Raw genomic sequence first — 21029 nt, 5'->3', positions numbered from 1 at the left:
ATTGAACAACTCGCCCAGGTCGAGCAACTGCTGTTGAAAGGACATAAAAAATCCGATGCCAGAGGTCTGGCATCGGATTCTCGGGGAGCCACGGCAACAGCTCAAATGCTTATGTGAACAGCATTACCGGCCTGGTCGGGGCTTTTTTGTGGGTGCTCTGGCGCAAGTTCCAGCGGGGGCTCAACTGCCCTCGCCCTCGCCCCCGCCCCCCCTCCCAAGGGGAGAGGGTTGGGGTGAGGGCGGATTGGTATTGCGCGGACTTGAAGGCAGATTGAATTCGCCGCTCTACCGGCGGCCCCGCTAGAATCCGCCTCACTGATTTCTGGGGGACTGCAAATGCTCAACGGCCTGTGGCTGAGCTTCTTCCTGGTGGCGGCGGTGGCCGCCCTGGTGCGCTGGATCGGGGGTGACCCGGGGGTGTGGGCGGCGATGGTGGAAAGCCTGTTCGCCATGGCCAAGCTCTCGGTGGATGTGATGGTGCTGCTGTTCGGCACCCTGACCCTGTGGCTGGGCTTCCTGCGCATCGCCGAGAAGGCCGGCCTGGTGGACATTCTCGCGCGCCTGCTCGGCCCGCTGTTCGCCCGCCTGATGCCGGAGGTGCCGCGGGGCCACCACTCGCTCGGCCTGGTCACCCTGAGCTTCACCGCCAACGGCCTGGGCCTGGACAACGCCGCCACGCCCATCGGCCTGAAGGCGATGAAGGCGCTGCAGGAGCTGAACCCCAGCAGCACGTCGGCGAGTAACGCCCAGGTGCTGTTCATGGTGATGAACGCCTCTTCCTTCGTGCTGCTGCCGGTGACCATCTTCATGTATCGCGCCCAGGCCGGTGCCACGGACCCGGCCCTGGTGTTCCTGCCGATCCTCCTGGCCAACGCGATTTCCACCATGACCGCGCTGCTTTCGGTGGCTTTCATGCAGCGGATCAGGCTGACCGATCCGGTCCTGCTCGCCTGGTTCGGCGGCGCCGCGTTCCTGCTCGGCGGCTTCATGGCGGTGCTGGCCGGCCTTTCCGCGACCGCGCTGACGGCGCTGTCCTCGCTGCTCGGCAACCTGACCCTGTTTGCCCTGATCCTCTGCTTCCTGGTGATGGGGGCGCTGAAGAAGGTGCCGGTCTACGAAACCTTCGTGGAAGGCGCCAAGGAAGGCTTCGATGTGGCGAAGAACCTCCTGCCCTACCTGGTCGCCATGCTCTGCGCCGTGGGTGCCCTGCGCGCCTCGGGCGCCCTGGACCAGTTGCTCGACGTGATCCGCTGGGGGGTGGAAGGCCTGGGGCTGGATAGCCGTTTCGTCGAGGCGCTGCCCACCGGCCTGGTCAAACCCTTCTCCGGCAGCGCCGCGCGGGCGATGCTGATCGAGACGATCCAGAGCCAGGGCGTTGACAGCTTCCCGGCGCTGGTGGCCGCCACCATGCAGGGCAGCACCGAGACCACCTTCTACGTGCTGGCGGTGTATTTCGGCTCCGTGGGTATCCAGCGCGCGCGCCACGCCGTGGGCTGCGCCCTGCTGGCGGACCTGGCCGGCGTGCTCGCCTCCATCGGCGTCTGCTACTGGTTCTTCGGCTGAATCACTGCTTTGTGTAGGAGCGAGCTTGCTCGCGAAAGGTTGCACTGGGAGGTTCGCGAGCAAGCTCGCTCCTACAGCGCTCAATGCGGCTTGGGCGGCAGCTCGGACGGGGTGACCCTGAAGCGCAGGGTGCCGATCATCTGCCCTGCCTCGGTAAGGACCTGGACCTGCCAGCGCCCCACCGGATTGCTGGGGAAGTTCTGCTTGTGGGTCCAGGCCCGGTAGCCGGCTTCACGACCGCCTTGGATGCCCAGGGCGATGCGATCCACCTCGCGGCCATTGAAGCGCCACACGTGGTAGATGCGTTCGTTCAGCCCGCGCGGTGCATTGATCGCGGTGTAGGCATAGAGCCCCTTGCTGCGCAGTTCGGCGGCGCTGACTTCTTCCACGCCCTCGCCCGGCGTGCGCCGATGGTTGTCCAGGCTGGGCGTCACCGCCACTTCGGTCAGCCAGAGGGTCGCCGGCGGTACCCAGCCCCGCGCCACCCAGCCCAGCCCGCCCAGGGCCAGGGGCAGCAGCGCCAGACCCAGCACCCGCCACCAGCGCTGCCCGCGAAACACCCCGAGCAGACTGAGGAAGGACAACGTCACCGCGGCGCCCAGCGCCCAGCGGTAGCTCTGCGCGGTGGTCTGCTGGAGGATCAGCGGCAGCGCGGCCAGCAGTACGGCGAACAGCGTCAGCGTGTGATAGGCCAGGAACAGCCAGCGGCGTGGCGCCAGGTGGCGGTTGTAGATCGGGTCGGTGATCGAGCACAGCGCCGCCACGCCCAGCAGGCCGGTGAACAGGGCCTGGCCGCTGTTCCAGCTGGTGGTGATGGCGAAGAACGGCAGCACGAAGAACAGGCTTTCCTGATGGATCAGCTGGGTCAGGAAGCGCATCAGGGGGGGCGGCAGTTCGATGCCGAAGAGGCGCTCGACGCTGCGCCGGAACAGGTTCTCCAGCATCAGCCAGACCCAGCTCACCAGCAGCAGGATGGCGATCACCTTGGCCACCCGCGCGCCGCGCTCCACCAGGAAGAAGCTCGCCATGCCGGAGCAGAAGCCGTAGAGGGCGATCAGCCGTGGATGGCGTTGCAGCAGCTCGATGAGCTTGAGCACTTGCGGTTTGACGGTGGACAGCAACATCGGTGGCGACTGGGCTGTGGGCGGAGGCGCGCAGGATACTGCCCACCGGAAGCCCTGAGAAGGCGCGCGAGGGTCGGGCTGACGGCCTGCCGCTCAGTCCAGCAGCAGGCGCATTTTCTGTGGCTGGTCGGAGTGGCCATTGGGCAGGGTGACGGGTGGCAGGTCCTCCATCCAATGGAAGGCGAAACGCTGGTACAGACGGATCGCCGCTTCGTTGGACTTCAGCACGGCCAGCTCCACCCGGCGCATCTCCAGCCGCCGGCAATGCGACAGCGCTACTTCCATCAACTGCCCGCCCAGGCCACGGCCGCGATGAGCCTTGCGCACCTGCATGCCGAGCACGCCGAAGTCCTCCCCCGAGCCGTCGCCCATCCGGCACAGGCTGGCCGGGAAAATCTCGATGGAGCCCACCAGATCGCCTTCGGCATCGACGACGAACTGCGGCAGGTCCAGCGGCAGCGAGCGCAGCAGCAGGGCGCGCATCTTTTCGAGCGGGGGCGCCTCGGCCCGCAGCAGGTACTCGCCTTCGGCGCTGACCTCGGCGAACAGCCGGTGCAAGGCTTCTATATCGCTGATGCGCAGCTTCCTGATCGGCATGGGCGTCCTGCTCCGGGGTAGTTGCTGGCACTCTGGACCAGTGGGCGTGGACTGGCAACTGGCCGGCGACTGTCGCGAATGGCCACTCGCCTTGGCGATCTCGGTCACTGCCGCTCCCGCGGGGGGAGGGCTAAGCTGCTCCGGCCTTGCGCCCGCGAGCGGCGACAGAAGAACAACAAGAGAAACTATCGATGAACTACGACAGCAGTCAGCAACTGATACTCGGGCTGGTGCTCGCCGCGATGATGTTCGGCGTGGCGCTGGAGCTGCGCCTGGGCCATTTCCTCCTGGTCCTGAAACGGCCCCTGCCGGCGCTGGTGGGGCTGCTCTGCCAGTGCCTCCTGCTGCCCTGGCTGACCCTGGTTGCGACCCTCCTCCTCGACCTGCGCCCTGGCCTGGAACTGGGCATGCTGCTGGTGGCCGCCTGCCCCGGCGGCAATTTGTCCAATGTCATCACCCACCTGGTACGGGGCAATACCGCGCTGTCGGTGAGCGTCACCAGCCTGTCGAGCCTGTTGGCGATCCTCAGCCTGCCGCTGAACTTCGCCGCCACCGCCAGCCTCAACCCGGACACCGCCGCCTTCCTGCAGGGCCAGATGAGCAGCCTGGATGTGGATGCCGGCGGCATCATCGGCGGCCTGGTGCTGCTGCTGGTGCTGCCACTGTTGACCGGCATGGCGGCGGGCAACCTGGCACCGGCCTTCAGCGCCCGCGTGCTGCCCTGGTTCAAGCGCTTCTCGCTGCTCGCCTTCGGCGTCTTCCTGGTGGTGGCGGCGGCGGGCAACTGGCAACTGCTGCTGGCCAACGCCGGGCTGGTGCTGCTGGTGGTGGTCGGGCACAACGCCGGCGCCCTGCTGCTGGGCTGGGGCGCCTCGCGCCTGACCGGCCTTGCCGACGCGGACCGCCGCGCCCTGACCATCGAGGTCGGCATGCAGAACTCCGGGCTGGCCCTCGGGCTGATCCTCACCCAGTTCGGCGGCCAGGTGGACATGGCCCTGGTGGCCGGCTTCTGGGGGCTCTGGCACATCGTTTCCGGCCTGCTGCTGGTGGCCGTCTGGCGGCGCAACCCGCCCCGTGTCCAGGAGGAGCTCCCATGCGCGTCCTGATCACCGGCGCCGCCGGTTTCATCGGCCAGCAACTCTTGCGCGACCTGGCCACGCGCCACCCGGACTGGACTCTGGTGGCGGCGGATATCCGTCCGCTGGCGCGCCAGGGCCTTGCGGCCTGTATCGAGCCGGTGTCCCTGGACATCAGCCTGCCCCATGAGGTGGCGTCCTGCGTGCAACGCTGGAAGCCCGATGCCATCGTGCACCTGGCTTCGGTGGTGACTCCGCCGCGGGGCATGAGCGAGGAACGCCTGCATGCCATCGACGTCGGCGGCACCCGCGCCGTGCTGGATGCGGCCCTGGCCCAGGGCGTCGGACAGTTGATCGTCACCAGTTCGGGTGCTGCCTACGGCTATTACCCGGAGAACGCCGAATGGATCGATGAGCAGCATCCGCTGCGCGGTCATGACCGCTTCGCCTACGCCCGCCACAAGCGCGAGGTGGAGCTGCTGCTGGCCGACGCGCGCCAGCGTCATCCGCAACTGCGCCAGCTGGTGCTGCGCCCCGGCACCATCCTGGGCGAGCAGGTGAACAACCAGATCACCGAGCTGTTCCAGAAGCGCTCGGTGCTGGGCATCAGGGGGCATGACAGCCGCTTCGTGTTCATCTGGGACCAGGACGTGGTGGCGATCATCCGTGAAGGCCTGGAGCGCGGCGCCGAAGGCATCTACAACCTGGCCGGCGACGGCGCGCTGAGCATGGCCGAGATCGCCGGCATCCTCGGCAAACCCTACCGGCCGCTGCCCGCAGGCCTGCTGCGCACCGCCCTGGCCGTGCTCAAGCCCCTGGGCCTGACCCGCTATGGCCCGGAGCAACTGGACTTCCTGCGATACCGCCCGGTGCTGGCCAACCGCCGGCTGAAGCACGAGTTCGGCTACCGGCCGAAGTACACCAGCCGCGAGGCGTTCCTGGCGTTTCTCAAGGCGCGTGGGATTGCATCGACGCTGGGCTGAATCCTTCCTCCGTTCCTGGATTTCATCCAGGCTACAAGCTGCGGCGGACGTTCGTAGGTTGCGGCAGAGCGCAGCGAAGCCCAACAATTCGCGGTTGATGCCGGGCGCGTTGGGCCTCGTTCCTCGGCGCCAACCTACGGGGCCGCTGCGCGGCCCTTGGCGAATGAATTCGCCACTACGAAGAGCAAGGAAAACTCAGCTCCGGTGCTTCTGCCGGTACTCCCCCGGCGTCAGCCCGGTCCACTGGCGGAAGGCGCGGAAGAACACGCTGGGCTCGGAATAACCCAGCAGCACGGCGATCTCGGCAATCGGCAGGCGGCCTTCTTCCAGATGGCGCTCGGCCAGGTGGCGGCGGGTGTCGTTGAGCAGCTGCTGGTAGCTGCTGCCTTCGTCGGCCAGGCGCCGTTGCAGGGTCCGTTCGCTGAGGCCGAGGGCCGCGGCCAGGGCGCCGCGGTCGGGTTCGCCCCGGGCCAATTGGGCGCCGAGCAGGGCGACCACCCGTGCGCGCAACCCTTCGCTGGGCAGGCGTGCCAGCAGGGCTTCGGCGTGCTGGCGCAGCACCGCCTGCAGCGGCGGGTTGGCCTGCTTCAGCGGCGCCGAGCGCAAGGCCAGGGGCAGCACTAGGGTGTAATCCTCCGCCTCGAACTGCAGCGGGCAGGCGAAGCACTGCTGGTACAGGCTGGTGTCCGCCGGCTCGGCGTGCACGAAGCAGGCCTTGAGCAGGCGCAGGTCCGCCAGCAGCGGACGCATCAGTTCCAGCCAGAACGCCATCAGCGCCAGCACCCGTGCGCGGGTTGCCGGCAGCTGCGGGTGCAGCGGCCGGTACAGAGTCCAGAGTTCATCGCCGCGCACTTCCAGGGCCAGGCTGCCGCCCTCGCCCACCAGCCGCTGGTAGCGCAGTTCGGCCTCCAGGGCTTCACCCAGGGTCGGGCTGCTCTGCAGCAGGTAGCCGAGTACGCTGAACTGGCCGGGTGCCAGGGCACGGCCGATGGCCAAGCCCGGTTCGGGATGCGGCAGGCGGCGGTGGATGGTTTCCCAGAGCGCTTCCTGGGCACTGAAAGGAATACGCGCGTCCGGGTCGGCGAGGCGGCTTTCGTCGAGGCTGCTGGCGCGCAGCAGTTCCGCCCGGGAAAGGCCGAGCTGGTTGGCGGCGTGCAGGACGGCCTGGGTCAGGCTGGCGCTGACCGAGGCGCTGGAAGAGTCATGAGGCGTCATGGGCGGATTCTGCCCAAGCAGCCCGCACGCTGTGAAGAGCGCGGTTCAGCGATGCGAGCCGATCTCCGGTTCGAAGTAGCGCGACTGTGCCTCGGGTGCCCGCTCGTCCTCCACCATTTCGGGGGCGTCCGGGTTGTCCAGCACCGCGTAGGCGATGGCGCAGAACAGCGAGTTGAGGCGCTTCATGTCGCCGATCAGGCCCAGGTGCAGGGCGCTGGTCTCGATGCTCTGCACCACCTGCTGGTGCAGCCGCGAGACGTGGGCGTGGGCGAAGCGCCGTTCGAGGATACGGAAGCGCTGCTTGGCGCGGCGCAGGCGCTTGGCGTTTTCCAGGTCGCCATTGAGGAACACCGAGAGGGCCAGGTGCAGGTTTTCCACCAGTTGGTCGTGGAGGCTGACGATCTCCGCCAGGCCCTCGTCGGAGAAGGCCCGGCCCTGGGCGGTGTTCTTGCTCTGCACGTCGTCGAGCATGCGCTCGATGATGTCCCCGGCCTGCTCCAGGTTGATGGTCAGCTCGATGATTTCCGCCCAGCGCCGGCTGTCACGCTCGCCCAGATCTTCGCGGGGCATGCGCGCCAGGTAGAGCTTGATGGCGGTGTAGAGGGCGTCGATGTCGTCGTCCAGGCGATGGATGTCCTTGCCCAGCAGCGGGTCGCCGCCGCGCAGCAGGTGCAGCAGGTTGTTCAGCATCTGCTCGACGATATCGCCCATGCGCAGGGTTTCACGCACGGCATTGGCCAGCGCCAGGCTGGGGGTTTCCAGGTCGGCCGGGTCGAGGTGGCGCGGCTTGGCCACATCGTCGGGCTGCGGGCGGTCCGGCAGCAGCCAGTCGCAGAAGCGCGCCATGGGCACCGTCAGCGGCAGGCAGAGGGTGCAGCGCACGCTGTTGTAGAGCAGGTGGAAGGCGATCACCAGTTCGGCGGTGGAGATCGGCCAATTGTCGATCCAGTGGGCCAGTGGCCCCACCAGCGGCAGCACCAGGATGCAGCCGGCGAGCTTGAACAGCAGGCTGCCGAGGACCACCCGGCGTCCGGAGGGGTTCTGCAGGGTGCTGCTGAGCAGGGCGACGACGCCGCTGCCGAGGTTGGCGCCGATCACCAGGCAGAGCGCCACCTTGAGGGAAATCACCTTGGAGGCCGCCAGCGTGGCGGTGAGTAGCACGGCCGCCAGGCTGGAGTAGGAAATCATGGCGAATAGCGCGCCGGTCAGGGCGTCCAGCAGCACGTCGCCGGTCAGCGAGGAAAACAGCACCTTCACCCCCTTGGCGGTGGTGATGGGTTCGGCGGCGGCGATGATCAGCTGCAGGGCGAGGATGATCAGCCCGAGGCCGATGCCGACCCGCCCCAGCTGGCCCAGGCGAGTCTGTTTGCGGGAGAGGAAGAAGATCACCCCGAAGAAGATCAGCAGCGGCGACAACCAGGACAGGTCCAGGGTCAGCACCCGGGCCATCAGCGCCGTGCCGACGTCGGCGCCGAGCATGATCGCCAGCGCCGGCGCCAGCAGCATCAGGCCCTGGGCGACGAAGGAGCTGACCAGCAGCGCGGTGGCATTGCTGCTCTGCACCAGGGCAGTGACGCCGATACCCGCGGCGAAGGCCAGGGGGCGGCGGCGCACACTGCGGCTGAGCAGGCGGCGCAGGTTGGAGCCGTACACGCGGAGAATGCCCGTTCGCACGATGTGCGTGCCCCAGATGAGCAGGGCGATGGCCGAGAGGAGATTGAGCAAGGTCAGCATAGTGGCCCTCCTGGCTATCTTGAAGGCCGCTGCGTCCATGGGCGGGAAAACAGCGGCCCAGGCAGGCGAGTTGCAACAGGGATGTCATCGTTGGACCGTCCTGGCCCCGACGGATTACCGTTGCCTGCCTGACTTTTCTTTACCTGATGATAAGTAAAGCCCGTCTCCGGGATTTGTGCTCGTTGCCGATCAACAAGTTGGCGCAAGAAGCTGAGGTGGTTTCCGCATGCGTTTTCCTGGCGCCGAAGTGCGTGATGGGGGCGACCTTCGACCGACCCGGCTGCTAACCTGTGCGCACCTTCAGCAAGCGGCACCTCCATGCTCAACCTCTACCACGCCAATGACCTGGAAAGCCTCGGCGAGCTGGCCTGCACTCTGCTCGCGCAACCCCAGCAGGACCCGCTGGCGCCCGCCCGGGTCGTCGTGCCGAGCCAGGGCATGGGACGCTGGCTGACCCTGCAGCTGGCGCGCAAGCAAGGCATCGCCATGCACCTGGATATCCAGCTGCCGGCGCGCTTCGTCTGGGACATCACCCGCCTGGTGCTCGGCGAGCTGCCGCCGCAATCGGCGTTCAACCCGGTGACCCTGGGCTGGCGCCTCTACGACTGGCTCTGCGAGGCCGACAACCTGGTCCGCGCGCCGCGCCTGGCGCAGTACCTGGAGGGCGGCGACGAACGCCGCCGGCTGACCCTGGCCTCGCGCATCGCCGACGTCTTCGACCAGTACCTGCTCTACCGCGACGACTGGCTCGATGCCTGGGAGCGCGGCGAGCTGCTGGGGCTGGGCGCGGATGAGGAATGGCAGGCCCTGCTCTGGCGTGAGCTCACCGCCGACGGTCACCCACACCGCGCGCGCCTCTTGGGCGACCTGCTGGCGCGCCTGCATGATGGCGCGCCTGTCGCGGGGCTGCCCGAGCGGCTGGTGGTGTTCGGCATCAGCAGCCTGCCGCCGCACCACATGCGCGTGCTCGAAGGCCTGGCGCGGCATTGCCAGGTGATCCTCTTCGCCCTCAACCCCTGCCGCGAAGCCTGGGGCGATATCCGCGATATCCGCGAGCTGGCGAAACTGCCAGAGCCAGGCATCGACGACTGGTACCTGGATGTCGGCCATCCGCTGCTGGCCAGCCTCGGCAAGCAGGGCCGCGACTTCTTCGATGGCCTGTTCGCCCTGGGCGGCCAGGAAACCGGCGTCTACGCCGAGGACGAAGACCTGCACGACAGCAGCCTGCTGCGAGCCGTGCAGAACGACATCCTGCGCCTGCGCACCCGCCGCCCCGAAGAGCGCATGGTTTTGCGCGAGGACGACCGCTCCCTGGAAGTGCACCTCTGCCACTCGCCCTTGCGTGAAGTGGAAGTGCTGCATGACCAGCTGCTGGCGCGCTTCAAGGCCGACCCCGGCCTCACCCCTGACCAGGTGGTGGTGCTGACCCCGGACATCGAGCGCTACGCCCCTTATATCGAGGCGGTGTTCGCTCCCCGCGAAGGCGTGCCGCGCATTCCCTTCAGCCTGGCCGACCGCAGCCTGCGCGCCGAGCTGCCGCTGGTGGAAGCCTTCCTGGCCCTGCTGGAGCTGCCCCAGAGCCGCTTCGCCGCCGAAGAGCTGCTGGCCTGGCTGGAACTGCCCGCCCTGGCCACCCGCGCCGGCATCGAGAGCGAAGATTTGCCGCTGCTGCGCGACTGGTTGCGCGAGGCCGGCGTGCGCTGGGGCCGCGATGGCGCCCACCGCGCGCGGCTGGGCCTGCCGGAAGAAGGCGCCTTCAGCTGGCGCCAGGGCCTGGACCGGCTGCTGCTGGGCTTTGCCGCACCGCCGCAACTGGCAGGCATTGCCCCGCCCCTGCTCGGCGACAGCTGGCCGCTGGATGCCCTGGAAGGCGCGCGCGCACAGCTGCTCGGCCGCCTCGCCGGCTTCGTCCAGCGCCTCGGCGCCCTGGCTGACGACATGGCCCGGCCGCGGCCGCTGGCGGACTGGGCGGACACCCTGCAGAGCCTGATCGACCAGTTGTTCGACGAGCGCGAGGCTGGCGACACCTTGCTCCTGCTGTCCCAGGCCTGCGGCGCCCTGCGCGAGCAGGCCGAGGCCGCCGGCATCGAGCGCCCGCTGGAACTGGCCCTGGTGCGCCAGCACCTGGTGGCCGCCCTGGACCAGGGCAGCGGTGCCTCGGGCTTCCTCACCGGCGCCGTGACCTTCTGCACCATGGTGCCCATGCGTAGCCTGCCGTTCCGCCAGGTCTGCCTGCTGGGCCTGGACGACGGCGCCTTCCCGCGCCGCACCCCGGCTGCCGGCTTCGACCTGATCGCCCGCAAGCCTCGTCGCGGCGACCGCGCCCGGCGCCTGGACGACCGCTACCTGCTGCTGGAAACCCTGCAATCGGCGCGTGATGGCCTGTACTTGAGCTTCGTTGGCCGCGATCCCCGGGACAACGCCCACCTGCCGCCTTCGGTGCTGGTCAGCGAGCTGCTGGAAACCGTCGACCTCACCGCCACCGCCGGGGAGCGCAAGGCCAGTGAACGGGTGCTGGTAGCCCATCCGCTGCAGCCGTTTGCCTCGGCCAACTTCGCCGGCGGCCAGTGGGCCGGTTTCGCCGCGCCCTGGTTCCGCGCCGCGCGGCGCCTGGCCGAGCCCCCGCAGCCGGCCACCGCGCCGTTCGCCGAGCCGTTGCCGGAACCCGACGCCGACTGGCTGACCCTGGAACCGTCGCAGCTGATCCAGTGCTTCCGCCACCCGGCGCGCTTCCTGCTCGAACAGCGCCTGGGGCTGCGCCTGGCGGAAGCCGAGGAAGCCCTGGCCGGCGACGAGCCTTTCAGTCTCGAAGGTCCGGCCTTGCGTGGCCTGCGCCAACTGGCGCTGGATGCCGTGGAGCGCGGCTGGAGCGAGGAGGCTGAAAGGCGCATCGCCCGCGCCGCTGGCTGGCTGCCGGTGGGCGAAGTGGGGCATGCGCTCTGGGGCCAGTTGCGCGGCCCGGTGCGCGCCTTTGCCCCGCGCCTGTTCGAGGCCCGCCCGGAGGCCGTGCCACAGCCGCTGCTGGTGGATATCGAACTGGCCGGCGTGCGCATCCACGGCTGGCTCGACGGCGTCACCCCGGACGGCCTGTTCGGCTGGCGCCTGAATCGCCTCGGCGAATGGGAGCTGGCGCCCTTCTGGCTGCGCCATTTGCTGCTCAACCTGGCCGCCACGCCCGGCATCGCCCGTGACAGCCTGCTGCTGTCCCCGGCCGGCGACTGGCAGGCCGGACCCCTGGCCAACGCCCGCGAGTTGCTGGAGCCCTGGCTGCAGGCCTACCGCGAGGCCCTGTGTGCGCCCCTGCCCTTGCTCACCAAAGCCAGCTACGGCTTTGCCCACGGCTTGCGCAAGCCGGGCCGCAAGGAACCGCTCGACGCCGCCCGTAACAAGGCACGCGTGGCCTGGGAAGGTGTGGATTTCGGCCCGGTCGGCGAATCCCGCGACCCTTGGTACGCCCTGGCCTTCCGTGACCGCGACCCCCTTGGCGAGCGCTTCGAGCAACTGGCCGAAACCCTCTTCGGCCCGGCCCTGGACGCCCTGGCGGGAGGTGACGATGAGGAGTGATGCCGTGTGTAGGGGCGAATTCATTCGCCAGGCGGGCGGCAGGTCCACAGCGTCATCTATTCCCCTCACCCCAACCCTCTCCCGAGGGGAGAGGGAGCTTGTCCGTTGCAGCCCCGAACTCCCGGTGGGAGCGAATTCATTCGCGAAGCAGGCCGCAGGCCTGCCGACTGAGGACCGCCCATGAGCCTCGACCTGCTCAAGGATCCCTTCACCGGCCGCAGCCTGATCGAGGCCAGTGCCGGTACGGGCAAGACCTGGACCCTGACCGCCCTGTACGCGCGGCTGTTGCTGGAACGCCAGCTGGGCGTCGGGCAGATCCTCGTGGTGACCTACACCACGGCGGCCACCGCCGAGCTGCGCGAGCGCATCCGCGCGCGTCTGGCCGCCTTGCTGGCCATGTACGAAGGCGCCCCGGCGCCTGATCCGGTACTGGCCGGGCTCTATGCGCAATATCCGGGCGAGGACGCCCACCGCCGCCTGTTGCTGGCCGTCCACGGCTTCGACGAAGCGGCCATCTTCACCATCCACGGCTTCTGCCAGCGCGCCTTGCAGGACGCTGCCTTCGAAGCCGGCGGCGACTTCGACAGCGAACTGGCCACCGACGACCGCGAAGTGCTGGATGCCCTGCTCGCCGACCTCTGGCGGCGCGAACTGGCCGAGGCCGAACCGGCCTGGGCGCGCTTCCTGGCGCAGGAACGCATCACCCCGGCCCGGCTGCGCCAGCGCCTGCGTTCGCACCTGGGCAAGCCGTACCTGCGCGTCGAACCCCGTGACCTGAACGCGGGCGACCTGTCCGCCGCCAGCGAAGCCTGGAGCCATGCCCAGGGCTTCTGGCAGCGCCAGGGCAGCGAGTGCGTGGCCCAGCTCGCGCAGCTCGACAGCCTCAACAAGCGCAGCTACGACGCCGCCAGATTCGCCCAGTGGCAAACGGAGCTGGACGCCTACTTCGCCGATCCGGCCTCCCTCTTCGCCCCGCCGAGCGGATTGGAAAAACTGGCGACCGAGGCCCTGGCCAGGGCCACCAAGAAAGGCTTCGATGCGCCGGACCATGCGGTCTGCGCCGCGCTGCAAGGCCTGGTCGATGCCTTGCAGGAAGCCCTGCCCGCTGGTGAGGAACGCCTGATCGACCTGCAGGTGCGCCTGCTGGAGACCCTCAACCGCGAGCTGCCGGCGCGCAAGGCGGCGCAGCGCCTGCTGGCCTTCGACGACCTGCTCAACCGCCTCGACGACGCCTTGCGCGGCCCGGCCGGCGAAGCCCTCGGCCAGGCCCTGCGCGAGCGCTATCCGGTGGCGCTGATCGACGAATTCCAGGACACCGACCCGGTGCAGTACGCCATCTTCCACCGGGTGTACGAGCACCAGGGCGACCTCTGCTTCGTCGGTGATCCCAAGCAGGCCATCTACGCCTTCCGTGGCGCTGACCTGGCCACCTACCTCAAGGCCCGCGACGAGGCCGCGCGGCAGTACAGCCTGGACACCAACCACCGTTCCACGCCGCAGCTGATCGCCGCCCTCAATCAGGTGTTCGATCGTCCCCTGCCCTTTGCCGAGCCCGGCCTGGACTACCCGCCGGTGGGCGCCAGCAGCAGGATCCGTGCGCAGCTGGTGCTGCCCGAAGCCGGTGCGCCGCTGGAACTGGTGTGGCTGGGCGACGAGCCGATCGGCAAGGGCGAAGCCGGCAGCGCGGTGGCCCGTGATACCGCGCGGCGCATTGCCGGCCTGCTCGCCGCTAGTGCCCGGGGTGATGCCTATTTCGACGAAGATGGCGCACGTTCGCCCCTCAAGGGAGGGGATATCGCCGTGCTGGTGGCCAGCCACCGCCAGGCCGCTGATGTCGCCGCCGAACTCGCCGCCCGTGGCGTGCCCAGCGTACGCCGGGGCCGGGACAGCGTCTGGCACAGCGAAGAGGCCGAGGAACTGGCGGCGGTGCTTGCCGCCTACGCCGAGCCCGGCCGCGAGGGCGTGCTGCGCTATGCCCTGTCCACCCGCCTGCTGGGCCGCGATGCCCAGCAACTGGCGCGCTGCCAGGATGACGAGCACGCCTGGGACGAGGAGCGCGAAAACGCCGAGCGCTATCATCAGCTCTGGCAGCAACAGGGGTTCATGCGCGCCTTCCGTGCCTGGCTCGATGAACAGGGTGTGGCCGAACGCCTGATCGCCCTGCCCGATGGCGAGCGGCGCCTGACCAACCTCCTCCACCTGGCCGAGCTGCTGCAGACCGAGAGCCTCCAGCGCCCCGGCCTGGAACCCTTGCTGGCCTGGTTCAATACCCAGCGCGCCGCCGAAAGCCACGGCGACGATGCCCTGCTGCGCCTGGAGAGCGATGCCGAACGGGTGCAGATCGTGACCGTGCACACCAGCAAGGGCCTGGAATACCCGCTGGTGTTCTGCCCCTACCTCTGGGATGGCGCCCTGCTGCGCCAGGGCGAAGACATCACCTGCCATGCCGAGGACGGCACGCCGCTGCTGGACCTTGGCGGCGAGCAGTTCGACAAGCACCGCGCCGTGGCCCGCCGCGAGCGCTTCGCCGAGCGCCTGCGCCTGGCCTATGTGGCCCTGACCCGTGCCCGCGACCGCCTGTGGATCCATTGGGGGCCGGTGGCCCTGCCCAAGGCGAAGAAGGACGGCGAGCTGCCGGAAGATGGCCTGCACAGCTGCGCCCTCGCCTGGCTGCTGCACGGCCGTGATCTGGACGAGGCCGACGTGCTCGGCGCCCTCGCCCGGCACATGGCCGCCCGGGATGGCGCGGCCCTGCGCGCCGAACTCGAAGCCCTGGCCGACGCCAGCGGCGGACAGATCGCCGTGGTGCCGCCCCAGGCCGAGGAAGCCAATGCGCAGGGCGAGTCCCGCGCCCAGCCGCCAGCCGGCCTGGCGACCCTCGAGCGCACCCTGGCCAGCGCCTGGCGGGTGGGCAGTTTCTCCGGCCTGGCGGCCGGCCTGCACATGGAAGCACCCGACCGCGACGGCCTGGTGGTGCCGCCGGCCACCGAGCCGGGCAGTGGGTTCTTCGCCTTCCCCCGTGGCGCCCGCGCCGGTACCTGCCTGCACGCCGTGCTGGAGGACTGGATGCGCGGCGAAGGCGAACTGCCGGCGCTGGTGCAGAAGCATCTGCAGGGCCACGGCTTGCCGGAGAGCTGGGTGGAGGTCGCCAGCGACCATCTGCAACAGGTGCTGGATGCCGACCTGGACGGCCGGGGCCTGCGCCTGTCCGCTCTTGCCGCCCATCGCCGCCTGCCGGAACTGGGCTTCACCTTCCCCGTGGCCGGGCTGGAGGTGGGCCGCCTGCGGGCGATCCTCGCCGACCCCGCCCACGGCCTGCCGGAGGTGATGCGCGTGGCTGCCGAACGTCTGGAGTTCGACACCCTCAAGGGCTTCATGAAGGGCTTCATCGACCTGACCTTCGAGCACGATGGGCGCTGGTACATCGCCGACTACAAGTCCAACTGGCTCGGCCCGGACGCCGCTTACTACAGTGGCGAGCGCCTGGAGCAGGCCATCGCCGCCGAGCACTACCACCTGCAATACCTGATCTACCTGGTGGCGCTGCGGCGCTTCCTGCGCCAGCGGCTGGACGGCTTCGCCAGCGAGCAGCTCGGCGGCGCCTGGTACCTGTTCCTGCGTGGCATGCCGGACGCCGGGGTGTTCTTCCATCGTCCCGCCGACAGCCTGCTGGATGCGCTGGACCTGCTGTTCGAGGAGGGCCGCTGATGAGCCTGGCCGACTGGTCCCTGGGGCCGCTGGAACGCCATTTCACCGAGAGCCTGCAGCGCCTCGAACCGCAGGCGCCCGACGCCGTGCTGGCGGCCGCCGCGTTGTGCTGCCAGGCCCTGGGCGACGGCGATGTCTGCCTGCCGCTGGCGCGTTGGGCCGGGCAGCCATTGTTCGTCGAGGGCGGTCCCGGCCTGCAGGCCCCCGCCCTGCCCGCCTGGCTCGCCGCGCTGCAGGCCTCGCCCCTGGTAGCGGAACCCGGCGGCTATGCGCCGCTGACCCTGGACGGCGCCCGCCTCTACCTCAGCCGCTATCACGCCTACGAGGCGCAACTGGCGGAAAACCTGCTGCGCCGGGCAGCCGCGCGGCCGGAGGTGGACGACGCCCGGCTCGGCGAATCCCTGGCGAGGCTGTTCGCCCGCAACACCCAGCAACCGGACTGGCAGCGCCTGGCCGCCGCCCAGGCGGTGCGCCGCAACCTGGCGGTGATATCCGGCGGTCCGGGCACCGGCAAGACCACGACCGTGGTGCGTCTGTTGGCGGCGCTGCTGGAACAGCCGGGCGGCGAGCGTCTGGCCATCGGCCTGGCCGCGCCCACCGGCAAGGCCGCTGCGCGCATGGCCGAGGCCATCCGCAACGCCAAGGCCGAACTGCCGGTGAGTGACGCCATCAAGGCCGCGCTGCCCGAGGAGGCGCGCACCCTGCACCGCTTGCTGGGCAGCCGTGGCGACACCCCGAAGGTGCGCCATCACGCCGACAATCCGCTGCCGCTGGATGTGCTGGTGGTGGACGAGGCCTCGATGGTCGACCTGGCGCTGATGGCCAAGCTGCTGGAAGCCCTGCCGCCCGATGCACGGCTGATCCTGCTGGGCGACAAGGACCAGCTGGCGGCGGTGGAAGCCGGCGCAGTGTTCGCCGAACTCTGCGAAGGCCGTGGCCTGGACGCCGTTGCCGCTGCCGACCTGACGCGCATCACGGGCCAGCCGGTGCCCGTGGAACAGCCCCGTTCGCGCCTCGGCGATGCCGTGGTGCTGCTGACCCACAGCCACCGCTTCGCTGGCGACAGCGGCATCGGCGAGTTGGCGCGGCGCATCAATGGCGGCGATACCCGCGGCACCCTGGAGCTGCTGCGCGGTGGGCATCCGGACCTGACCTGGAACGCCGGCCCCACCCCGGCTGCCCTGCTGGAGCGGCTGGAAGCGGGTTACGCGCCCTACCTCACCGCCGTGCGCGCGGCGGACCCCGCGTCGGCCTTCGCCGCCTTCAACGCTTTCCGCGCCCTGACCGCCCAGCGCGAAGGGCCCTGGGGCGTCGCAGGCATCAACGAAGCCCTGGAAGCTCGTATCAAGCGCCGCCTGGGCGTGTCCAGCCGCGAACGCTGGTATCCCGGCCGGGCGGTGATGGTGCGCCAGAACGACTACGCCCTTGGCCTGTTCAACGGCGATATCGGCCTTTGCCTGTCCACGCCCAACGGCTTGCGGGTGTTCTTCGAAGGTGATGAGGGCTACCGGCCCTTCGCCCCGGCGCGCCTGCCCAGCCACGACAGTGCCTTCGCCATGACCGTGCACAAGAGTCAGGGCTCGGAGTTCACCGAAGTGCTGCTGGCCCTGCCGGAACAGCCCAGCCCGCTGCTCAGCCGTGCACTGTTCTACACCGGCATCACCCGGGCGAAGAAAAAGGTGGAGATCTGGGGCCTGCCGGCGCGCCTGAGCGAAGCGGTATCCACCCGCGCCGAGCGGGCCGCCGGGCTGGCGGAAAGGCTGGGAGTCACTGAACAGGCCAACAACCCAGCCGCGAAAGCGAAGCCCGAACAAGATCAGCTGAGCCTGTTCTGAGCTCCGGACGCAGGTTGGCGTAGAGCGAAGCGAAACCCAACGCAACGGCCTCGCCTTGTAATGTTGGGCCTCGTTCCTCGGACCAACCTACTGGACTGATTGACATGGAATCTCCCACAGCTCCGCAGTTCCGTAGCCTGGATGAAATCCGGGGAAAGTCCCTCCGCCGCTCCCGGATTTCATCCAGGCTCCTTGCGCGCGCAAAAAAACGGGGCCAATTGGCCCCGTTCTTCAAGATTTTGGCTTACTGTCCGGGAATGTCCTTGCGCAGTTTCACCGGGTCTTCCTTGCGGCCGCGAGCGATGCGCATGCGGATGTTGAGCGCCTCCACGGCCAGGGAGAAGGCCATGGCGAAGTAGACGTAGCCCTTCGGCACGTGAACTTCGAAGGACTCGGCGATCAGCACGGTACCGACCACCACCAGGAAGGCCAGGGCCAGCATCTTCAGGCTCGGGTGCTTGTCGATGAAGTCGCTGATGGTGCCGGCGGCCATCATCATCACCAGCACGGCGACGATGATCGCGGCAATCATCACCGGCACGTGGGACACCATGCCGACGGCGGTGATCACCGAGTCCAGGGAGAACACGATGTCGATGATGGCGATCTGGATGATGGTGGCGATGAAGTTGCGCGCCGCGCCGCTGGGTACCTCGTCGGTTTCATCTTCGCCTTCCAGGCTGTGGTACATCTCGGTGCTGCTCTTCCACAGCAGGAACAGGCCGCCGAAGAAGAGGATCAGGTCGCGGCCGGAGATACCCTGGCCGAACACCTGGAACAGGTCGTTGGTGAGCCGCATGATCCAGGTGATGGAGAGCAGCAGCCCGATACGGGTGACCATCGCCAGCGCCAGGCCGAAGAAGCGGGTGCGCGCCTGCATGTGCGGTGGCATGCGGCCCACGAGGATGGCGATCATGATGATGTTGTCGATGCCGAGGACGATTTCCAGGGCGGTCAGGGTGAAGAAGGCGACCCAGATTTCCGGGCTGGTCAGCCATTCCATGATGCGTTGATCCTCGCAGGTTTCTTGATCTAGGGATGGAACAGGGCAAGCCGGAAAGAGCTTACGCAGTTTCCGGCTTGATCAGGGTGTCATTCAGCGACTACTGCGGCTGTCAGTGCGACCCGAAGAGTGGGAACACCCCCAGCAGCAAGGCGGCGACGAGGATACACAGACAAATCATTACCGCCCACTTCAACGTGAAGCGCTGGTGGTCGCCGAACTCCACCTTGGCCAGGCCCACCAGCAGGTAGGTGGAGGGTACCAGCGGGCTCAGCAGATGCACCGGCTGGCCTACGATAGACGCCCGCGCCATCTCCACCGGACTGATGCCGTAGTGGCTCGCGGCCTCGGCCAGGACCGGCAATACGCCGTAATAAAAAGCGTCGTTGGACATGAAGAAGGTGAACGGCATGCTCACCACCGCGGTGATCACGGCCATGTAGGGGCCCATGGAGGGCGGGATGACCGCCAGCAGGCTCTTGGACATGGCTTCCACCATGCCGGTGCCGGAGAGGATGCCGGTGAAGATGCCGGCGGCGAAGATCAGGCCGACCACCGCCAGCACGTTGCCAGCATGGGCCGCGACCCGTTCCTTCTGCTGCTGCAGGCAGGGGTAGTTGATGATCATGGCGATGCTGAAGGCGATCATGAACAGCACCGGCAGCGGCAGCAGCCCACTGATCAGGGCCACCATCAGGGCGGCGGTCAGCGCGCCATTCACCCACAGCAGCCGGGGACGGCGGGCCTCCGGGTGCTGCGACACGCTGATTTCGTCATGGTTGATCGAGTCGTCCGGCAGGTGCAGCACGCCGAGGCGGGCGCGCTCGCGCTTGCCGTAGGCCCAGGCGAGGCCGAACAGGGCGATGGCGCCGGCGGCCATGGCCGGGATCATCGGCACGAAGATGTCCGACGGGTCCACGTGCAGGGCGCTGGCGGCGCGGGCGGTGGGGCCGCCCCAGGGGGTCATGTTCATGATGCCGCCGGCCAGGATGATCAGGCCGGCCATGATCAGCGGGCTCATGCCTAGGCGGCTGTACAGCGGCAGCAGGGCGGCGACGCAGATCATGTAGGTGGTGGCGCCGTCGCCGTCGAGGGAGACGATCAGCGCCAGGGCGGCGGTGCCCATCGAGACTTTCAGCGGGTCACCCTTCACCAGCTTGAGGATCTTGCGCACAGCCGGGTCGAACAGGCCGGAGTCGATCATCAGGGCGAAGTAGAGGATGGCGAACATCAGCATCACGCCGGTGGGGGCGAGCTTGCCGATGCCTTCCAGCATCATCGGGCCGATGCCGGCGGCGAAGCCACCAATCAGGGCGAAGGCGATGGGGACGATGATCAGGGCGATCAGGGCGGACAGGCGCTTGGTCATGATCAGGTACATGAAGCAGATGACCATGGCGAAGCCGAGCAGAGTCAGCATGGCGGTTCTCCGGACTTGGTTCGGGCGGGCGGGGGGCGGTCAGCGCGTGGCCGAAGGCGTGCGGAGGACGGGCGGGGGAGTGCCGGGCAGGCAGGGGGTGCGGAGCATGTCGATCACCAATCTTGTTGTTGTCGGGTTACCGGTCTGGTGCCGGTAGTGGGACGGATGCTAAGGCGCCAACCTTTCAACGAGCTTTCGGCGGTGATCGCGGCCGATCTTGCGGGGATTTGTCGACGAACGGCGGGTTTGCCGCCGTGGCGTCAGGCAGACAGCGTGCGCATCACCAGCAGCAGGCTGCCGGCGGCGAGCAGGGTCTGCAGGGTGATGATGCCGGCCATCAGGTGGCTGTCGCCGCCGAGCTGGCGGGTCAGCACATAGGCCGTGGGCGCGGTGGGCAGGGCGAAGAACAGCACCAGGATGCTGCTTTCCATGGCCGGCAGGCCGAGTACGCGGGCCACCAGGAAGGCGAGGGCGGGCATGGCCAGCAGGCGCAGGGCGCAGTTCCAGGCCAGGGCGGGAACCTCGCCGGCCAGTTCCTGGGGGCGCAGCGCGGCGCCGACGCAGAGCAGGCCCAGCGGCAGGCTGGCCACTGCCAGCAGGTTGAGCAGCCGGTCGGTGCCGCCGGGCAGGCCGATGCCGGACAGGTTGACCAGGGCGCCGGCCAGACAGGCGAGGATCAGCGGGTTCTTCGCCACCGGTAGCAGCAGGCCGCGCAGGTTCACGCCGCGTTCGGCGGTCAGTGCCCAGACTGACATCAGGTTCACCGTCGGCACCATCAGCGCCAGCATCAGCGCCGCCACGGCCAGGCCATCCTTGCCATGCAGGCTGCCGATGGCGGCCAGGCCCAGGTAGGTGTTGAAGCGCAGGATGCCCTGGGTAATGGTGCCGAAGCGCGAGGCCGGCCAGTGCAGCGCGCGGCGCGCCAGCAGCAGGACCGTCCAGCCGATGCCGAGGCCGAGGAATACTGCCAGGGCCAGGCGCGGCAGTGCCGGGTTGTCCAGTGGCGCGGTGGCCAGGCTGCTGAACAGCAGGGCGGGGAAGAGAATGAAGTAGTTCAGGCGCTCGGCGGCGGGCCAGAAGGCTTCGCCGGGGAAGTCCCAGCGACGCAGCAGATGACCGCCGATGATCAGGGCAAAGAGTGGCCAGAGGGCCTGGAAGAGGGTGAGCACCGCGACATCCCGTCAGCCGGAGGTGCTCATCTTCCGCA

13 protein-coding genes are annotated in these 21029 nt (G+C 68.7%); 6 read left to right on the top strand and 7 right to left on the bottom strand.

What is annotated here, in order from left to right; all coding sequences use genetic code 11:
• The first annotated feature begins 336 nt into the window (after nucleotides 1-336).
• Complete coding sequence (locus ACFW0B_RS24350) at nucleotides 337-1563, top strand: nucleoside recognition domain-containing protein (protein ID WP_449151538.1); 1227 nt, start codon at nucleotides 337-339, stop codon at nucleotides 1561-1563.
• Nucleotides 1564-1643: 80 nt separating this feature from the next.
• Here the strand turns inward: ACFW0B_RS24350 and ACFW0B_RS24345 are convergent, their stop codons facing one another.
• Together ACFW0B_RS24345 and ACFW0B_RS24340 are read right to left on the bottom strand one after the other, a co-directional pair.
• Nucleotides 1644-2687 carry a DUF5924 family protein gene (locus ACFW0B_RS24345; protein ID WP_449151537.1) on the bottom strand — a complete coding sequence of 348 codons (1044 nt, stop codon included), beginning with the start codon at nucleotides 2685-2687 and terminating at the stop codon, nucleotides 1644-1646.
• 93 nt (nucleotides 2688-2780) lie between these two features.
• The gene (locus ACFW0B_RS24340) at nucleotides 2781-3284 is read right to left on the bottom strand and encodes a GNAT family N-acetyltransferase (RefSeq protein ID WP_449151536.1); all 504 of its coding nucleotides are present in this window, start codon (nucleotides 3282-3284) and stop codon (nucleotides 2781-2783) included.
• Nucleotides 3285-3475: 191 nt separating this feature from the next.
• Here ACFW0B_RS24340 and ACFW0B_RS24335 point away from each other — a divergent pair, with 191 nt between their 5' ends.
• Both ACFW0B_RS24335 and ACFW0B_RS24330 read left to right on the top strand, forming a co-directional pair.
• Nucleotides 3476-4390 carry a bile acid:sodium symporter family protein gene (locus tag ACFW0B_RS24335; protein ID WP_449151535.1) on the top strand — a complete coding sequence of 305 codons (915 nt, stop codon included), beginning with the start codon at nucleotides 3476-3478 and terminating at the stop codon, nucleotides 4388-4390.
• The gene (locus ACFW0B_RS24330; protein WP_449151534.1) at nucleotides 4378-5343 is read left to right on the top strand and encodes an SDR family oxidoreductase; all 966 of its coding nucleotides are present in this window, start codon (nucleotides 4378-4380) and stop codon (nucleotides 5341-5343) included. The genes ACFW0B_RS24335 and ACFW0B_RS24330 overlap by 13 nt, the downstream gene beginning before the upstream one ends.
• A 195-nt stretch (nucleotides 5344-5538) precedes the next feature.
• Here the strand turns inward: ACFW0B_RS24330 and ACFW0B_RS24325 are convergent, their stop codons facing one another.
• Nucleotides 5539-6558: an AraC family transcriptional regulator gene (locus ACFW0B_RS24325; RefSeq protein ID WP_449151532.1), complete on the bottom strand. Its 1020-nt coding sequence runs from the start codon at nucleotides 6556-6558 to the stop codon at nucleotides 5539-5541.
• 45 nt (nucleotides 6559-6603) lie between these two features.
• Nucleotides 6604-8292, bottom strand: coding sequence for a Na/Pi cotransporter family protein (locus ACFW0B_RS24320; RefSeq protein WP_449151531.1), 1689 nt, complete (start codon nucleotides 8290-8292; stop codon nucleotides 6604-6606).
• Between the two features lie 318 nt (nucleotides 8293-8610).
• On the opposite strand from ACFW0B_RS24320, the gene recC reads away from it, so the two are divergent.
• The 3 genes from recC (at nucleotide 8611) to recD (ending at nucleotide 17399) form a co-directional block, all read left to right on the top strand.
• The gene (recC, locus tag ACFW0B_RS24315) at nucleotides 8611-11856 is read left to right on the top strand and encodes an exodeoxyribonuclease V subunit gamma (RefSeq protein WP_449151530.1); all 3246 of its coding nucleotides are present in this window, start codon (nucleotides 8611-8613) and stop codon (nucleotides 11854-11856) included.
• 180 nt (nucleotides 11857-12036) lie between these two features.
• Nucleotides 12037-15564, top strand: a complete 3528-nt coding sequence (gene recB / locus ACFW0B_RS24310) for an exodeoxyribonuclease V subunit beta (protein ID WP_449151529.1) — start codon at nucleotides 12037-12039, stop codon at nucleotides 15562-15564.
• On the top strand, nucleotides 15564-17399 hold the full coding sequence (recD, locus tag ACFW0B_RS24305; RefSeq protein ID WP_449151528.1) for an exodeoxyribonuclease V subunit alpha: 1836 nt from the start codon (nucleotides 15564-15566) through the stop codon (nucleotides 17397-17399). Before recB ends, recD begins: the two co-directional genes overlap by 1 nt.
• A 244-nt stretch (nucleotides 17400-17643) precedes the next feature.
• Here the strand turns inward: recD and ACFW0B_RS24300 are convergent, their stop codons facing one another.
• The 3 genes from ACFW0B_RS24300 to ACFW0B_RS24290 form a co-directional block, all read right to left on the bottom strand.
• Nucleotides 17644-18402, bottom strand: a complete 759-nt coding sequence (locus tag ACFW0B_RS24300; RefSeq protein ID WP_449151527.1) for a TerC family protein — start codon at nucleotides 18400-18402, stop codon at nucleotides 17644-17646.
• Nucleotides 18403-18514: 112 nt separating this feature from the next.
• Entirely contained in the window at nucleotides 18515-19822 is a 1308-nt protein-coding gene (locus ACFW0B_RS24295; RefSeq protein WP_449151526.1) for a CitMHS family transporter, read from the bottom strand.
• 260 nt (nucleotides 19823-20082) lie between these two features.
• Entirely contained in the window at nucleotides 20083-20991 is a 909-nt protein-coding gene (locus ACFW0B_RS24290; RefSeq protein ID WP_449151525.1) for an AEC family transporter, read from the bottom strand.
• Nucleotides 20992-21029 lie beyond the last annotated feature (38 nt).

Origin of the sequence: Metapseudomonas phytobenefica (assembly GCF_043392685.1) — a bacterium.
In the GTDB taxonomy this organism is placed as follows: Bacteria; Pseudomonadota; Gammaproteobacteria; order Pseudomonadales; family Pseudomonadaceae; genus Metapseudomonas.
Note: the sequence above shows the minus strand (reverse complement) of the source record. Positions and strands in the feature narration are given on the sequence as shown.

Excerpts from the sequence above, each read along its gene's own strand:
- ACFW0B_RS24350 (WP_449151538.1), top strand. The coding sequence starts at position 337 with ATGCTCAACGGCCTGTGGCTGAGCTTCTTCCTGGTGGCGGCGGTGGCC.
- ACFW0B_RS24345 (WP_449151537.1), bottom strand. The coding sequence starts at position 2,687 with ATGTTGCTGTCCACCGTCAAACCGCAAGTGCTCAAGCTCATCGAGCTG.
- ACFW0B_RS24340 (WP_449151536.1), bottom strand. The coding sequence starts at position 3,284 with ATGCCGATCAGGAAGCTGCGCATCAGCGATATAGAAGCCTTGCACCGG.
- ACFW0B_RS24335 (WP_449151535.1), top strand. The coding sequence starts at position 3,476 with ATGAACTACGACAGCAGTCAGCAACTGATACTCGGGCTGGTGCTCGCC.
- ACFW0B_RS24330 (WP_449151534.1), top strand. The coding sequence starts at position 4,378 with ATGCGCGTCCTGATCACCGGCGCCGCCGGTTTCATCGGCCAGCAACTC.
- ACFW0B_RS24325 (WP_449151532.1), bottom strand. The coding sequence starts at position 6,558 with ATGACGCCTCATGACTCTTCCAGCGCCTCGGTCAGCGCCAGCCTGACC.
- ACFW0B_RS24320 (WP_449151531.1), bottom strand. The coding sequence starts at position 8,292 with ATGCTGACCTTGCTCAATCTCCTCTCGGCCATCGCCCTGCTCATCTGG.
- recC (WP_449151530.1), top strand. The coding sequence starts at position 8,611 with ATGCTCAACCTCTACCACGCCAATGACCTGGAAAGCCTCGGCGAGCTG.
- recB (WP_449151529.1), top strand. The coding sequence starts at position 12,037 with ATGAGCCTCGACCTGCTCAAGGATCCCTTCACCGGCCGCAGCCTGATC.
- recD (WP_449151528.1), top strand. The coding sequence starts at position 15,564 with ATGAGCCTGGCCGACTGGTCCCTGGGGCCGCTGGAACGCCATTTCACC.
- ACFW0B_RS24300 (WP_449151527.1), bottom strand. The coding sequence starts at position 18,402 with ATGGAATGGCTGACCAGCCCGGAAATCTGGGTCGCCTTCTTCACCCTG.
- ACFW0B_RS24295 (WP_449151526.1), bottom strand. The coding sequence starts at position 19,822 with ATGCTGACTCTGCTCGGCTTCGCCATGGTCATCTGCTTCATGTACCTG.